The organism is Buttiauxella sp. 3AFRM03, assembly GCF_003675305.1.
GTDB lineage: Bacteria > Pseudomonadota > Gammaproteobacteria > Enterobacterales > Enterobacteriaceae > Buttiauxella > Buttiauxella ferragutiae.
Window position 1 is genome coordinate 1894403 of record NZ_CP033076.1, and the last position, 16454, is coordinate 1910856.

Sequence of the window (16454 nt, forward strand, 5' to 3'; positions counted from 1 at the left end):
TGGAAAAGGCCGCGAAAGCGGCCTTTGAATGTTGCAGAGCGTTGCACTGGAGTGCGAGCAACGCCGAAGAACGTTACTGCTGTTCGATGCTGTCGCCCATCTTGATTTTGGCTTCTTTGCGCAGATTGGTCATCAACGCTTCGAAAGCAATTTGGGCATTGTTCTGGGTGATACCTTGTACCATTGCTTTTTTCTGCTCAGCTGGCATATCACCGGGTTTAACTTCATCGACCGCTAACAGAACAACGTTACCCTGCATGTCGTTAGCCACGCCGAAGGAAGGCTTGTCTTTAGCTGGTAATGGCAGAGTTAAAGCAGCCTGGCTGATTGGGTCCTGGCCAGTACGCGCCAGCGTTTTTGCGGAACCGAAGCTCAAACCTGCAACTTTCATCGCTTCGTCGCCTTTACCCAGTTTCAGTTCGTTCAGGATTTTATCTGCATTCAACTTCGCTTGTTGCTCAGCTTTTTGGTGTTTAACCTGCGCGATAACCTGCTCACGAACTTCAGCTAACGGTTTAATTGCTTCTGCTTTATGTTCTGCTACACGCACCACGAAAGCACGGTCACCCTCAACGGTAATGATGTCAGAGTTGCTTCCTGGCGTACCGTTAGCACCGACCAGAGCACCATTGAAAATAGCATCTGAAACCGGTTTGAAGTTCAGCTCAGCAGGTAGGTTATCGTGACCGAACCAGCCAGTCTCAACCGCTTTAACGCCAGCGACTTTTTCAGCACTTGCCAGAGATTCGTTATCGTTGCTTGCCGCGTCGCTTACTTTCTGTTGCAGCGCATAGTAAGCATCAACCGCTTTATCTTGCTTCACTTTCGCCGTAATCGCGTCTTTTACTTCAGACAGCGGCTTGGTTTGCGCAGGTTGAACATCATCCAGACGAACCACCAGGAAACCAACTGAAGATTTGATTACCCCAGAAAGTTGGCCTTTATCTTTCAGACCTGCATTTTTCAGCTCGTCCGGTGTAGTGCCTGGCTCCAGCCAACCCATGTCACCCCCCTTACGTGCAGAGATGATGTCCGCAGATTTTTCTTTAGCCAGTGCAGCAAAGTCAGCACCTTTGCTCAGCTCATCAAGAACCGCTTTAGCTTCGGCTTCAGTTTTGGTCTGAATCACGCTGTAGCGATTACGCTGAGGCTGGGTGAACTCGTCCTGATGCTGGTCGTAGTACGACTGGATATCAGCATCTGCGACTTCCACTTTCTGAGACGCCGCATCAAGCATGATGTAGCTGACCCGGAATTGCTCAGGAGCGATGTAGTTGTTTTTGTTTTGCTCGTAGCTGGAGTTAATTTCCTGCTCGGTAACTTCTTGCTTCGCAGCCAGTGCGTTCACATCAATTGTCGCTTCACGAACAACACGCTGCTGTGATACCAGGGCTGCCAGCTCATCAGTTTCACCGGTCAGCATGAAATCGGTGCCAACGACGGCGTTAATCAGTTGCTGAGTGGTCAGTTGATTGCGAAGTGCCTGCGCGTATTGATCGGGTGTCATGCCCATGTTGTTGAGGATGGAGGTATAACGCGCGTTATCAAACTTGCCGTTGTTCTGGAATGCCGGCTCTTTAAAGATGGCTTGTTTGATTTGTTCATCGCTGATACCAAGGCCAAGGTGTTTGGCGTATTGATCCATTAACGCTTCATCAACCATGCGTGACAGCACCTGCTGACGCATCTGCTTAATGTAGCCTTCGTTGCCAGCCAGCACAGAGTACTGTTCGCCCAGTTGCTGCTGTTGACGATTACGTTCGCTAGCAACGGCGTTTTCAAACTGACCACGGCTGATTTCTTGACCATTCACTTTTGCGGCATAGTTGGCACTACCGCCAATCAGGTAGCCACTCACGCCAGTCAAAATGAATGACACGATAATGATGCCGAAAATTATCTTGATTACGAGGCTGTTTGCCGCCGTACGTAAATTGTCCATCATGGTGTAACAACACTCCACTGTAGTGTGAATGGTAAACCCAGCGCAGCCGCTAAATGGGCATCCCTGAATATGCGTACTGCTGTGCCGCTGTGTGCAAGCGGGTATTGTGACAAGAAAATGGGTTCAAATCATCAAACATGCGCAAAATTAGGCATCAGCCATAAAAAAAGGCACATCTAACGATGCGCCCTGACCTAACTTTACTCGACTTGCCCTATATCCCCGTCATCATTCAACCCGAATCACGCAGGTTAGGGCTCGCGATATATCAGTTAACAGCTTCTTTCAGCGCTTTACCAGCACGGAAGCCTGGTACTTTTGCAGCCGCGATGGTGATTTCTTTACCTGTTTGTGGGTTACGGCCAGTACGGGCAGCACGTTCACGAACAGCAAAAGTTCCAAAGCCAACCAGTGCCACGTCTTCCCCGGACTGCAGAGATTCGGTAACAGAAGCAATCACAGCGTCTAATGCACGTCCAGCCGCGGCTTTAGAAATATCAGCACCTGCGGCAATTTTGTCTATCAGTTGAGATTTATTCACTCTTCTCTTCCTCTCTTTATAATTTATATCGCACCAGATATCCTTCAAAGTGCGACCGCGCAGCAGTTATATCAGGCCTGTCATGCCCTTACAACACCCGTTGTTCAGGACATGCCTCACCAGCAGTCTAAAGTAGCGATACAAAAAAAAGCTGGCAAGTGACAATTCACCAGCCAGCTCTGATTTTATTGACCGAATATGCGTCAGGTCACTATTTTGCAGTTACAACCTGCATTCCGTAGGGTTCGTTTTGCAATGCAAGAGCCAAAACTTCCTCGATGCGCTTCACCGGATGGATATCCAGATCGGCGATAACATTGTCAGGAATCTCTTCCAGATCACGTTTATTTTCATCCGGAATCAGAACAGTTTTAATTCCACCACGGTGTGCCGCGAGCAGTTTTTCTTTCAAACCACCGATTGGCAGAACCTGACCACGCAGCGTAATTTCACCGGTCATCGCCACATCTGCACGAACAGGGTTACCAGTCAGGCAAGATACCAGCGCAGTACACATCGCAATACCCGCACTTGGGCCATCTTTCGGTGTTGCACCTTCCGGTACGTGAACGTGGATGTCGCGTTTTTCGTAGAAATCAGCATTAATGCCCAATTTCTCTGCACGCGCACGCACCACGGTCAACGCAGCCTGGATAGATTCCTGCATAACTTCACCCAAAGAACCGGTGTAAGTTAATTTGCCTTTGCCCGGCACACATGCGGTTTCAATGGTCAGTAAATCACCACCTACTTCGGTCCACGCAAGGCCTGTTACCTGCCCTACACGGTTTTCGCTCTCTGCACGGCCATAGTCAAAGCGCTGCACGCCAAGGAAATCTTTCAGGTTATCGCCGTTGATGGTGATGTGCTTGAGCGTTTTATCCAGCAGTAGCTGTTTAACCGCTTTACGGCATAGTTTGGAGATTTCACGTTCCAGACTACGCACACCCGCTTCACGGGTGTAATAACGGATAATGCCGCTAATGGCGCTGTCTTCAACCGTCAGCTCACCTTTCTTCAATGCGTTACGTTCGATTTGCTTGGTCAACAGATGCTGTTTAGCAATGTTCAGTTTTTCGTCTTCGGTGTAACCGGACAGACGAATCACTTCCATACGATCCAGCAGCGGTGCCGGAATGTTCATGGAGTTTGACGTTGCTACAAACATCACGTCGCTCAGATCGTAATCTACTTCCAGATAGTGGTCGTTGAACGCCACGTTCTGTTCTGGATCAAGAACTTCCAGAAGTGCAGATGCCGGATCGCCACGCATGTCTGAGGACATTTTATCGATTTCATCCAACAGGAATAATGGGTTTTTAACGCCCACTTTCGCCATTTTCTGAATCAATTTACCCGGCATGGAACCGATGTAAGTACGACGATGCCCACGAATTTCAGCTTCGTCACGTACGCCACCCAAAGCCATGCGCACATATTTACGCCCGGTCGCGCGAGCGATGGACTGACCCAGTGAGGTTTTACCCACACCTGGAGGCCCAACCAGACACAGAATTGGCCCTTTGAGCTTGTTAACGCGGCTCTGGACTGCGAGGTATTCCAGGATACGATCTTTCACACGCTCAAGGCCGTAATGATCGGTATCGAGGACTTCCTGCGCCTGACGCAGATCTTTTTTCACTTTGCTGCGCGCATTCCACGGTACCTGCACCATCCAATCGATATAACCACGAACTACGGTTGCTTCCGCAGACATTGGCGACATCATTTTCAGTTTTTGCAGTTCCGCTTCGGTTTTTTCACGCGCCTCTTTCGGCATTTTAGCCGCGTCGATTTTGCGTTTTAGCGCTTCATTTTCGTCTGGAGCGTCGTCCATTTCGCCGAGTTCTTTCTGAATCGCTTTCATTTGCTCATTCAGATAGTACTCACGCTGGCTCTTTTCCATCTGCTTTTTAACACGGTTGCGAATACGTTTCTCAACCTGCAGCAGATCGATTTCTGACTCCATCATGGCCATCAGATATTCAAGACGTTCGTTAATATCGGACATCTCAAGAACGGACTGTTTGTCAGTCAGTTTCAATGGCATGTGGGCCGCGATGGTGTCTGCCAGACGCGCAGGATCGTCAATGCTGTTCAACGATGTCAGCACTTCTGGCGGGATTTTTTTGTTCAGTTTGATATAGCCTTCAAACTGCCCAATTGCGGTGCGTACCAACACTTCCTGTTCGCGCTCTTCGATAGCTGGCGAATTCAGGTACTCAGCCTGGGCTGAGAAATGGTCACCGTTGTCAGAAAGCGTGGTAATACGCGCACGCTGTAACCCTTCAACCAGCACTTTAACGGTGCCGTCTGGCAGTTTCAGCATTTGCAGGATGGATGCCACGGTCCCCACTGAGAACAGGTCATTGATACCTGGCTCATCTGTCGAGGCTTCTTTCTGCGCCACCAGCATGATTTTTTTATCATGATCCATGGCCGCTTCCAGGCAACGAATGGATTTTTCTCGCCCGACAAACAGTGGAATTACCATGTGCGGATAAACCACCACATCGCGCAACGGCAATACGGGGATTTCAATGCGTTCAGAACGCTCAGGATTCATAGAGCTCTCTCTTAGTTAAGGTCCGCCTGGTGATGGGGCGATGCCTCAGTCTATATTCTAAATCATTCAAATTGCAGCAAGGCGACCAGACCACGAATCTCCAGGAGCATAGTTGACTATGTGACTGGAGCGAGTGGGTGCAGTCAACGCACCTGCGGTTTGAAGGATGACGAATATCATGACATCACCAACAAGTAAGTCAGTATATGGGGATGTTTCCAGAGCATTCAATGCCAGGAATGAAGGAAAAGCAAAAGGGGGATATAAATCCCCCTTTTTATACTAACTGACTGGTTATTTTGGCGAATTATTCACCGGATGCTTGCTGTGCTTCCGGCTTACCATAAATTAATAATGGTTTGCTTTGACCGTCGATGACGGACTCGTCAATCACCACTTTCTCGACATCTTCCATAGAAGGAAGGTCGTACATGGTATCCAGCAATGCGCCTTCTACGATGGAACGCAGACCACGAGCACCCGTTTTACGTGCCATTGCTTTCTTAGCAATCGCATCCAGTGCTTCGTCGCGGAATTCCAGATCCACGCCTTCCAGATTGAACAACGCCTGGTACTGCTTGGTCAGGGCGTTTTTCGGCTCTTTCAGGATTTGAATCAGCGCTTCTTCGCTCAGTTCGGTCAGCGTAGCAACCACTGGCAGACGGCCGATAAACTCAGGGATCAGACCAAACTTGATCAAATCTTCTGGCTCAACCTGGCCTAACAACTGGCCTTCGGTCGCCTTCTGAGATTTACCTTTTACGGTCGCACCAAAGCCAATGCCTGAACCGGTTTCAACGCGGTTAGCAATAACTTTATCCAGCCCTGCAAATGCACCGCCACAGATAAACAGAATCTTAGAGGTATCAACCTGCAAGAATTCTTGTTGTGGATGCTTACGGCCACCCTGTGGTGGAACCGCCGCAACAGTACCTTCGATAAGTTTCAGCAACGCCTGCTGCACACCTTCACCAGACACATCACGGGTGATGGACGGGTTATCAGATTTGCGGGAGATTTTGTCGATCTCATCGATATACACGATACCGCGCTGTGCTTTCTGCACATCGTAATCGCACTTCTGTAGCAGTTTCTGGATGATGTTTTCGACATCTTCACCCACGTAACCCGCTTCGGTTAACGTTGTGGCATCAGCCATGGTGAATGGAACATCCAGCAAACGCGCCAGGGTTTCAGCCAGCAGGGTTTTCCCGCTACCGGTCGGCCCGATGAGCAAAATGTTACTTTTGCCCAGTTCGATACCGTTGGTGCTGTCGCCGTTACGCAGACGTTTGTAATGGTTATAAACCGCAACCGCCAGGACTTTCTTAGCCTGTTCCTGACCGATGACGTAATCATCGAGATGGTGACGGATTTCATGCGGAGTCGGCAGCGCACTACGTTCGCGATGCGGCGCGACTTCTTTAATCTCTTCGCGAATAATGTCGTTACATAAGTCGACACACTCATCGCAGATATACACTGACGGCCCGGCAATCAGTTTACGCACTTCATGCTGGCTTTTGCCGCAAAAAGAGCAGTACAGTAATTTGCCTGAACCGTCTTTGCGCTTATCTGTCATCGGTAAAACCTCTTTTCTGTTTCTTTGCACCGTACTGGACGGCACAAGTGCCATTCTACGGCGCAGCCAATCGTAAGCGCGCTATGAGCCGCTACTTCAACTATAGTATACGGCTCACTGTTTTCGGGCGTTAGCTACGGTGAGTCAGGATTGAGTCAACTAATCCGTACTCTACCGCCTCGCTTGCCGCGAGGAAACGGTCACGCTCGGTGTCTCTTTCGATTTCTTCCAGAGACTTACCAGTATGTTGCGCCATGAGTTCGTTCATACGAGCTTTCACTTTCAGAATTTCGCGCGCATGGATTTCGATATCCGTTGCCTGGCCCTGATAGCCACCCAGCGGCTGGTGAATCATCACTCGTGAGTTCGGCAAGCAGAAACGCTTACCTTTAGCCCCAGCGGTCAGCAGGAAGGCGCCCATTGAACAGGCTTGTCCCATACAGATAGTGCTGACATCTGGTTTAATAAATTGCATCGTATCGTAGATAGACATACCAGCGGTAATGACGCCACCTGGTGAGTTGATGTAGAGATAGATGTCTTTTTCTGGGTTTTCAGCTTCCAAAAACAGCATCTGCGCCACAATCAGATTAGCCATGTGGTCTTCGACCTGGCCTGTCATAAAGATGACACGTTCCTTGAGCAGACGGGAATAGATATCGTATGAACGTTCGCCACGCGATGTCTGTTCAACAACCATCGGCACCAGGGCCATATGGGGTGCAAATTGATCTCTTTCGCCACTGTATGACATTTCCGTCTCCTGGAATAATTTTGCCTTCGATACCTGCTGCACTGATTCTACTTGAGGCGCCAAAAGAAGACTACGCTCCTTGCCGCCTATCACCTTATCTGGACGGATTATCAGTCAGGGATCCATGTTTGAGCCATACCCGTATTTATGGGGATGAGCTTACCCTGTTTCAAGCATAACAACCTTTTCTTGTTACGCTAACCCTGAAACTGCGTTTTATTGATGGGTTTTCAGAGAGTCACTGATAAAAAAAGCCCGCCACCAGTAGGTGACGGGCTTGATGCAGCAATATTTTGGCGATGATGCCAAAAATTATGCTTACGCTTGCTGGTTCATCAGTTCGCTAAAGGTAGTCGCTTTTTCAGACACTTTCGCTTTAGACAGTACGGCTTCAACAGCTTGTTCTTCCAGAGCAACATTACGCATGTTGTCCATCAGTTCTTTGTTTTTGCCGTAGAACTCGATAACTTCAGTCGGATCTTCGTAGGCAGAAGCCATTTCTTCGATCAGACCTTTAACGCGTTCTTCGTCAGCTTTCAGCTCATGGGTACGAATCACTTCGCCCAGCAGCAGGCCAACAACTACGCGACGTTTAGCTTGTTCTTCGAACAATTCACGTGGCAGTTCCAGCGCTTGTTTCTCGTTGCCACCAAAACGCTGTGCAGCCTGGCGACGCAGAACGTCGATTTCGCTGTCGATCAGTGCTGCTGGAACGTCGATATTGTTCGCGTCAACCAGACCGTCGATTGCTTGCGACTTGATGCGGTTACGCACAGCACCTTTCAGCTCACGATCCATGTTTTTACGCACTTCGGTACGCAGGCCTGCAACAGAACCATCTTCAACGCCAAAGCGCTTGATGAATTCTTCAGTAAATTCTGGCAGTTCACGCTCTTCAACTTTCTTCAGAACGATGTCGAACTTAGCCGCTTTACCTTTCAGGTTTTCAGCGTGGTAATCTTCCGGGAAGGTCACTTCGATAGTGAATTCTTCGCCAGCTTTGTGACCAACCAGACCGTCTTCGAAGCCTGGGATCATACGACCCTGGCCCATTGCCAGTACGAAGTCAGATGCTTTGCCGCCTTCGAATACTTCGCCGTCAACAGAGCCGGTGAAGTCGATAGTTACGCGGTCTTCTGCAGTTGCAGCAGCTTCTGAATCTTTCCAGGTCGCTTGCTGTTTACGCAGGGTGTCCAGCATTGCATCAACGTCTTCGTCAGTCACTTCAACAACCGGTTTTTCAACTTCGATTGCTTCCAGACCTTGCAGCTCAACTTCTGGGTACACTTCAAACTCAACCGCGTAGGTGAAGTCTTCGCCCAGTTTGTATTCGCCTGGAACGTAGTTCGGTGCACCAGCTGGATTGATTTTTTCTTTGATGATCGCGTCAACGAAGTTGCGGCTCATCAGTTCGCCCAACACGTCCTGGCGAACAGAAGCGCCATAGCGTTGTGCGATAACAGTCATCGGCACTTTTCCTTTACGGAAACCGTCGATACGGGCTTTCTTTGCCACGTTGACCAGCTCGCTTTTTACAGCGGTTTCGATGCTGTCTGCAGCGATAGTAATCGTGAGACGGCGGCCAAGGCCCTGAGTGGTTTCAACTGAAACTTGCATCTTGTTACCTCAAAAAATCACAGTGCTCGGTCAACTCTGGAAACGCTCAATTGCGCTTCACAGAACCGGGATGCCTTCTGAATCAGAATCACATTCCCTGTCGTCAGAATCGTCCCGAAGACATTCCGAAAAATAAGACGCAGCATTATAGCGGCATCACCAAGGTGAGTCGAGAACGGCAACACAGTGTTGCTGCGGCCCTTTTCACAGTTCTTTTGGATTTATTGCCCAAGCCTTGCGTTAACAACGGCTATTTCAGACAAAACAAAACGGCCCGCAGGCCGTTTATAAAACACGATTCATATACCGCAACATAAAGGAAAAGTTCCCTCAGTTGCAAGCCTGAAGGTTAACTTCAGGCGATTGTTCCTGCTCCACGGCAAGGTGGAGAGGCGAAAATCGTATCCTGCAACCCTTCCCATTCCTTAATGGTGTAGGTGTGCAGAGCCAACGCATGAACAGTGGTAGAGAGTTCAGCACTTAAGGTGCCGTAAATCATTCGATGGCGATTTAAAAAACGCTCGCCGGCGAAACGGTCACTCACAAGAACCACTTTGAAATGGCTCTCCGAACCCGCCGGGACATTGTGACGATAGCTTTCATCCACGACTTCCAGGAACACGGGTTCAAACGCTGCCCTTAATTTTGATTCTATTTGCTCGCGTATCATCATGAACTTTCTCCTCGACTGCGTAGAGATGCCACTCATCCCTTTAAATGTTAGCCGCTTTTTGCCGTTTTAATAACAGAATAACAACAATTATTTAGCTTTCGTCTGATTTTCTTACCCAAGCCCCTGTAGCTTAATGTGATTACGGCACTAATCGAGACCAAAATGGTCAGATTGCTTTGCAACCGCTCAGAAAAAGCGCAACGCGATGAAATTACGTGCGTTAACTGCTTCCACTGGGCATCCGCAGTGTTATGATGGCGTGATTTTTTATCTGCCTGCCCCTTGAGTACATTGAGATAGCGAACATGTTAAAAAAATTATTCTTCCCGTTGGTTGCCATTTTTATGCTGGCCAGCTGCGCAACACCACCAACCACCATTGATGTTTCTCCAACTATCAGCCTGCCACAGCAAGATCCAAGCCTGATGGGCGTAACTGTAAGTATCAATGGTGCAGATCAGCGCAAAGATCAGGCTCTGGCAAAAGTCAGCCGCGATAACCAATTAGTGACGTTGACTCCATCACGTGACCTGCGTTTCCTGCTGCAAGAAGTGCTGGAAAAACAGATGACTGCTCGTGGTTATATGGTTGGGCCAAGCAGCCCGGTTGACCTGCAAATCATCGTAAACCAATTGTATGCTGACGTGTCTCAGGGCAGCGTGCGTTACAACATCGCCACCAAAGCTGACATCATGATTATTGCGACGGCGAAAAATGGCAACAAGCTGAACAAAAACTACCGTTCTAATTACAACGTAGAAGGTGCTTTCCAGGCGACCAACAAGAATATCGCCAATGCAGTAAACTCTGTATTGACTGATACCATTGCTGATATGGCCCAGGACACCAGCGTTCATGACTTTATTAAGCAGAACGCTCGTTAATTAATACCCCACCAGCCCGTGTCATGCGGGCTGGCTGCAGAGCAAAGTATGCCCAACCATTATCTTCGTCTTTTTCAGCAGCCTAAATCAGCCATCCTGTTGATTTTAGGCTTTGCTTCTGGCCTCCCTCTCGCTCTCACCTCCGGCACACTTCAGGCATGGATGACGGTTGAGAACATCGATCTTAAAACCATTGGTTTCTTCTCGCTCGTCGGGCAAGCCTATGTGTTTAAGTTCCTGTGGTCGCCAGTGATGGACAGATATACGCCACCGCTGCTCGGTCGGCGGCGTGGTTGGTTGCTGATTACACAGATACTGCTGTTGGTTGCGATTGCCGGTATGGGTTTTCTGGAACCCGGTTCGCAATTGCGGTGGATGGCGGCACTGGCCGTTATTATTGCTTTTTGCTCTGCCTCGCAAGATATCGTCTTTGATGCCTGGAAAACCGATGTTCTCCCGGCCGAAGAACGGGGTACAGGCGCGGCAATCAGCGTGTTGGGCTACCGCCTGGCGATGTTAGTTTCTGGTGGTTTAGCGCTCTGGCTTGCCGACAGATACCTCGGCTGGCAAGGCATGTACTGGCTGATGGCGGCACTGATGTTGCCATGTATCATCGCAACTTTACTGGCCCCAGAACCGACTGACGTGATACCGGTTCCCAGAAGCCTGGAACAAGCAGTCGTCGCCCCGCTGCGTGATTTTTTTGGTCGCAACAATGCGTGGCTCATTCTGCTGCTGATTGTGATGTACAAACTTGGCGATGCATTCGCCATGAGTTTAACCACCACATTTTTGATCCGTGGTGTGGGTTTTGACGCGGGTGAAGTCGGCATGGTGAATAAATCACTGGGTCTGATTGCCACCATTATCGGTGCCTTGTACGGCGGCATTTTGATGCAGCGCCTGTCGCTGTTCCGCGCCCTGCTAATATTTGGCATTTTACAGGGGGTTTCCAACGCGGGTTATTGGCTCCTGTCGATAACCGATAAGCATATGATCAGCATGGCTTCAGCGGTCTTCTTTGAAAATCTCTGTGGCGGTATGGGCACAGCAGCATTTGTCGCGCTGCTGATGACGTTATGTAATAAATCGTTTTCTGCGACCCAATTTGCGCTGCTATCTGCACTCTCCGCCGTAGGGCGAGTTTACGTGGGGCCGATAGCCGGTTGGTTCGTTGAAGCTCAGGGCTGGCCGACGTTTTATTTATTCTCCGTTGTTGCAGCAGTGCCGGGCATCCTGCTCCTGCTGGTTTGCAGAACCACGCTGGAATACACCCAGAATAACAATAGTTTCTTACCGCGAAGCGAGTTTTCTTCAGCCTATCGCATTGCGCTAAGAGCGTTAATGCTAGGTTGTGCACTTCTGGCGGTCTGGCTTGTGGTGTTGATTACCAACGCTACGGGTCTGACTAATTGGGCGTTCAACATTCAGTTCCTGGAGTGGGGAGCGTTGTTTGCTATCGGTGGGATTGTGTTTGGCGGGTTACTTGATTACCTGGCCTTACGGAAAACAGCTTTAATGTAGAAGTCGTAGGTAAATAAAAATAATAAGTTTCGGTGTGTAACTATATTGTTCGATTAACACACAACGTTGTCTGGGGTGAATTATTTCTCGTCAGCAAAACTCTTTTTTTACATTATTAGCAGGAAAATTATTTCCCCCCTGCCTTTAACCGATTCAGCTTTTGGTTAAATAAATTTGTAGATCATTTCGTTTAGCAATTGATGCTAATTTGTTAAAATTATGTTTATTAAAATGATTGGTTATACCAATTAACCTGTACTATTTGTGACAAAGCAGGTTTTCGTTATAACTCAGCCAGCCTGCGGGCTATCTCGATATTTTACAGTTTGTTGCATTCTATGTGACATTGTTGGCAGAACCCGGTAACACCCTACTGACACTACGCCATTCATGTTTACAGTAATGTAACCTTCCCGTAAAATGCCTTCACACTTTAAACGACAATTAGAGCTCCCCGGAATTGAGGTCGTTAAATGAGACTCAGGAAATACAATAAAAGTTTGGGATGGTTGGCATTAATTACAGGCACTTTTTTACTGAGTGGCTGTGATTCTGCGCTTCTGGACCCCAAAGGACAAATTGGACTGGAACAACGTTCATTGATACTGACAGCTATTGGGCTGATGTTGATAGTCGTTATACCCGCTATCGCAATGGCTATCGGTTTTGCCTGGAAGTATCGTGCTTCAAACAAAAACGCCAAATACAGCCCCAACTGGTCGCACTCGAACAAAGTTGAAGCTGTGGTCTGGACGATTCCTATCCTTATCGTCATCTTCCTCGCGGTACTAACCTGGAAAACCACGCACGCTCTTGAGCCAAGCAAACCGCTTGTTCACGATGCGAAGCCGGTGACCATCGAAGTTATCGCTATGGACTGGAAATGGTTCTTCATCTATCCAGAGCAAGGTATTGCAACGGTTAATGAAATTGCCTTCCCGGCCAACACCCCGGTGGAATTCAAAATCACTTCTAACTCGGTGATGAACTCCTTCTTTATTCCGCAACTGGGTAGCCAGATCTACGCAATGGCAGGTATGCAGACTAAATTGCACCTGATTGCAGACGAAGCAGGCACCTACGACGGTATTTCGTCTAACTACAGCGGTAAAGGTTTCTCCGGTATGAAGTTTAAGGCTATCGCCACACCGGATATGGATACCTTTAACCAATGGGTTGCTAAAGCGAAACAATCTCCAGAAGTCATGAATGACATGGCGACTTACGAGAAGCTTGCAGCACCAAGCGAATACAACAAAGTCGAATACTTCTCCGCTGTTAAACCTGATTTGTTTAAAGACGTTATTAACAAATTCATGGGACACGGGAAGAGCATGGACATGACCCAGCCAGAAGGTGAGCACGCAGCACATGAAGGTATGGAAGGCATGGACATGAGTCACGCGGAAACCTCTCACTAAGGGGCCGAGGAATAATACGATGTTCGGAAAACTTACACTGGATTCAGTCCCATACCATGAACCCATTATCATGGTTACGGTGGCAGCAATTATCGTCGGGGGACTGGCGCTAGTTGCAGCTATCACTTACTTCGGTAAGTGGGAATATTTATGGAAAGAGTGGTTCACCTCGGTTGACCACAAACGCCTCGGCATCATGTATGTGATCGTCGCTATCGTCATGCTGCTGCGTGGCTTTGCCGATGCCATCATGATGCGTAGTCAGCAAGTGCTGGCCTCCGCCGGAGAAGCAGGCTTCCTGCCACCTCATCACTACGACCAGATCTTTACCGCCCACGGCGTAATCATGATCTTCTTCGTAGCGATGCCATTTGTTATCGGCCTGATGAACGTTGTCGTGCCGTTGCAGATTGGTGCGCGTGACGTAGCCTTCCCATTCCTGAACAACCTGAGCTTCTGGTTCACCGTTGTGGGTGTGGTGCTGGTTAACCTGTCTCTTGGGGTAGGTGAATTCGCGCAAACCGGTTGGGTGGCTTATCCACCGCTATCAGGCATTGAATACAGTCCGGGGGTCGGCGTCGACTACTGGATATGGGCACTGCAACTCTCGGGTATTGGTACGACATTAACGGGTATTAACTTCTTCGTTACTATCCTTAATATGCGTACGCCTGGCATGACAATGTTCAAAATGCCGGTGTTTACCTGGGCTTCGCTGTGTACCAACGTACTGATTATCGCGGCATTCCCAATCTTCACCGTGACCGTCGCACTGTTAACCCTTGACCGCTACCTTGGCACCCATTTCTTTACCAATGATATGGGTGGCAACATGATGATGTATATCAACCTCATCTGGGCATGGGGCCATCCGGAAGTTTATATTCTGGTGCTGCCGGTGTTTGGTGTGTTCTCTGAAGTGGTTGCGACATTCTCGAAAAAACGCCTGTTCGGTTACACCTCTCTGGTGTGGGCGACCATCGCGATTACGGTACTGTCGTTCATCGTTTGGCTGCACCACTTCTTCACCATGGGCAGCGGCGCGAACGTTAACGCCTTCTTTGGTATCGCCACCATGATTATCGCCATCCCGACCGGGGTGAAGATCTTCAACTGGCTGTTCACCATGTATCAAGGCCGTATTGAGTTCAACTCCGCAATGCTGTGGACCATTGGTTTCGTCGTCACCTTCTCTATCGGTGGCATGACCGGTGTTCTGTTAGCGGTTCCGGGTGCTGACTTCGTACTGCATAACAGTCTGTTCCTGATTGCTCACTTCCATAACGTGATTATCGGTGGTGTGGTATTCGGTTGCTTCGCAGGCCTGACTTACTGGTGGCCAAAAGCCTTTGGCTTCACGCTGAATGAAACCTGGGGCAAGCGCGCCTTCTGGTTCTGGATCATCGGCTTCTTCGTAGCATTTATGCCGTTGTACGTGCTGGGCTTCATGGGTATGACCCGTCGTCTGAGCCAGCAGATTGATCCGCAGTTCCACACTCTGCTGGTTGTTGCAGCTTGTGGTGCCGCGCTGATTGCTCTGGGCATCCTGTGCCAGCTGATTCAGTTCTACGTCTCAATTCGTGACCGTGAGCAGAACCGCGACCTGACCGGTGACCCGTGGGGTGGCCGTACGCTGGAGTGGGCAACCTCCTCCCCTCCTCCGTTCTACAACTTTGCCCACTTGCCACACGTTCATGAGCGTGATGCATTCTGGGAAATGAAAGAGAAAGGCGAAGCGTACAAACAGCCAGCGCATTATGAAGAAATTCATATGCCACGTAACAGCGCTGCGGGCATCATTATTGCCGCGTTCGCTACCGTGTTTGGTTTCGCGATGATCTGGCACATCTGGTGGCTGGCGATTGTTGGCTTTGCCGGCATCATCATCACCTGGATTGCGAAAAGCTTCGACGAAGATGTGGATTACTACGTTCCGGTTGCGGAAGTCGAAAAACTGGAAAACCAGCATTTCGATGAAATTACCAAAGCAGGGCTGAAAAATGTCAACTGAAACTCTCACTCACGCTAACGCCCACGCCGCTGAGCATGGGCATCACGATGCAGGAACCAATAAGGTCTTTGGTTTCTGGATCTACCTGATGAGCGACTGCATTCTGTTCTGTTGCTTGTTTGCTACTTATGCTGTTCTGGTGAACGGCACTGCCGGCGGCCCGGCAGGGAAAGACATTTTCGAACTGCCGTTTGTGCTGGTCGAAACTGCCCTGCTGTTGTTCAGCTCCATCACTTACGGCATGGCGATCATCGCCATGAACAAAGACAACAAGAGCCAGGTTATCTCCTGGCTGGCGCTGACTTTCCTGTTTGGTGCGGGCTTCGTCGGGATGGAAATCTATGAATTCCATCACCTGATTAAAGAAGGTTTCGGGCCGGATCGTAGCGGCTTCCTGTCAGGCTTCTTTGCCCTGGTCGGAACGCACGGTCTGCACGTGACTTCTGGTCTGGTCTGGATGGCGTTGATGATGTTCCACGTCTACCGTCGCGGCCTGACCAGCGCTAACCGTACTCGCCTGATGTGCCTGAGCTTGTTCTGGCACTTCCTGGACGTAGTATGGATCTGCGTATTCTCTGTTGTTTATCTGATGGGGGCGATGTAATGAGTCATTCAACTGAACACGCAGGCGCCCACCACGGTAGCGTTAAAACGTATCTGACCGGCTTTATCCTGTCGATAATCCTAACGGCAATCCCGTTCTGGATGGTGATGTCAGGAACAGCCTCCCATGCCGTGATTCTCGGCACGGTACTGGTTAGTGCCGTGGTACAGATTTTGGTTCACCTGGTGTGCTTCCTGCACATGAATACCTCTTCTGAAGAGCGTTGGAACCTGGTGGCCTTTGTCTTTACCGCACTGATAATAGCCATTCTGGTGGTCGGCTCTATCTGGATTATGTGGAACCTCAACCAGAACATGATGGTTCACTAAGAG

13 protein-coding genes are annotated in these 16454 nt (G+C 49.3%); 6 read left to right on the top strand and 7 right to left on the bottom strand.

Features of this window, described 5'->3' with window-relative positions; genetic code table 11:
* Window positions 1–73 precede the first annotated feature (73 nt).
* The 7 genes from ppiD to bolA all read right to left on the bottom strand — a co-directional run bounded on the left by ppiD (window position 74) and on the right by bolA (window position 9678).
* Complete coding sequence (gene ppiD, locus D8682_RS10320) at window positions 74–1945, bottom strand: peptidylprolyl isomerase (protein ID WP_121814215.1); 1872 nt, start codon at window positions 1943–1945, stop codon at window positions 74–76.
* A 268-nt stretch (window positions 1946–2213) separates the two neighbouring features.
* Window positions 2214–2486 carry a nucleoid-associated protein HU-beta gene (gene hupB / locus D8682_RS10325; RefSeq protein WP_034457998.1) on the bottom strand — a complete coding sequence of 91 codons (273 nt, stop codon included), beginning with the start codon at window positions 2484–2486 and terminating at the stop codon, window positions 2214–2216.
* A gap of 211 nt (window positions 2487–2697) precedes the next feature.
* Window positions 2698–5052 carry an endopeptidase La gene (lon, locus tag D8682_RS10330; RefSeq protein WP_064549120.1) on the bottom strand — a complete coding sequence of 785 codons (2355 nt, stop codon included), beginning with the start codon at window positions 5050–5052 and terminating at the stop codon, window positions 2698–2700.
* Window positions 5053–5359: 307 nt separating this feature from the next.
* Entirely contained in the window at window positions 5360–6634 is a 1275-nt protein-coding gene (gene clpX / locus D8682_RS10335) for an ATP-dependent protease ATP-binding subunit ClpX (protein ID WP_034457994.1), read from the bottom strand.
* A gap of 130 nt (window positions 6635–6764) precedes the next feature.
* Window positions 6765–7388, bottom strand: a complete 624-nt coding sequence (gene clpP / locus D8682_RS10340; protein WP_034457992.1) for an ATP-dependent Clp endopeptidase proteolytic subunit ClpP — start codon at window positions 7386–7388, stop codon at window positions 6765–6767.
* 318 nt (window positions 7389–7706) lie between these two features.
* Entirely contained in the window at window positions 7707–9005 is a 1299-nt protein-coding gene (gene tig / locus D8682_RS10345; RefSeq protein WP_064549134.1) for a trigger factor, read from the bottom strand.
* Window positions 9006–9360: 355 nt separating this feature from the next.
* Window positions 9361–9678: a transcriptional regulator BolA gene (bolA, locus tag D8682_RS10350; protein ID WP_064549136.1), complete on the bottom strand. Its 318-nt coding sequence runs from the start codon at window positions 9676–9678 to the stop codon at window positions 9361–9363.
* 305 nt (window positions 9679–9983) lie between these two features.
* Between bolA and D8682_RS10355 the strand changes: the two genes are divergently transcribed.
* The 6 genes from D8682_RS10355 to D8682_RS10380 all read left to right on the top strand — a co-directional run bounded on the left by D8682_RS10355 (window position 9984) and on the right by D8682_RS10380 (window position 16451).
* A complete protein-coding gene (locus D8682_RS10355) occupies window positions 9984–10562 on the top strand; it encodes a lipoprotein (protein ID WP_064549138.1) in 579 nt (192 codons plus the stop codon).
* 48 nt (window positions 10563–10610) lie between these two features.
* On the top strand, window positions 10611–12086 hold the full coding sequence (gene ampG, locus D8682_RS10360; RefSeq protein ID WP_121814216.1) for a muropeptide MFS transporter AmpG: 1476 nt from the start codon (window positions 10611–10613) through the stop codon (window positions 12084–12086).
* A gap of 473 nt (window positions 12087–12559) precedes the next feature.
* Window positions 12560–13507: a cytochrome o ubiquinol oxidase subunit II gene (cyoA, locus tag D8682_RS10365; protein WP_121814217.1), complete on the top strand. Its 948-nt coding sequence runs from the start codon at window positions 12560–12562 to the stop codon at window positions 13505–13507.
* A 19-nt stretch (window positions 13508–13526) separates the two neighbouring features.
* Window positions 13527–15518, top strand: a complete 1992-nt coding sequence (gene cyoB / locus D8682_RS10370; protein ID WP_121814218.1) for a cytochrome o ubiquinol oxidase subunit I — start codon at window positions 13527–13529, stop codon at window positions 15516–15518.
* A complete protein-coding gene (locus D8682_RS10375) occupies window positions 15508–16122 on the top strand; it encodes a cytochrome o ubiquinol oxidase subunit III (protein WP_064549145.1) in 615 nt (204 codons plus the stop codon). Before cyoB ends, D8682_RS10375 begins: the two co-directional genes overlap by 11 nt.
* The gene (locus tag D8682_RS10380; RefSeq protein WP_064549147.1) at window positions 16122–16451 is read left to right on the top strand and encodes a cytochrome o ubiquinol oxidase subunit IV; all 330 of its coding nucleotides are present in this window, start codon (window positions 16122–16124) and stop codon (window positions 16449–16451) included. The genes D8682_RS10375 and D8682_RS10380 overlap by 1 nt, the downstream gene beginning before the upstream one ends.
* The last annotated feature ends 3 nt before the right edge of the window (window positions 16452–16454 follow it).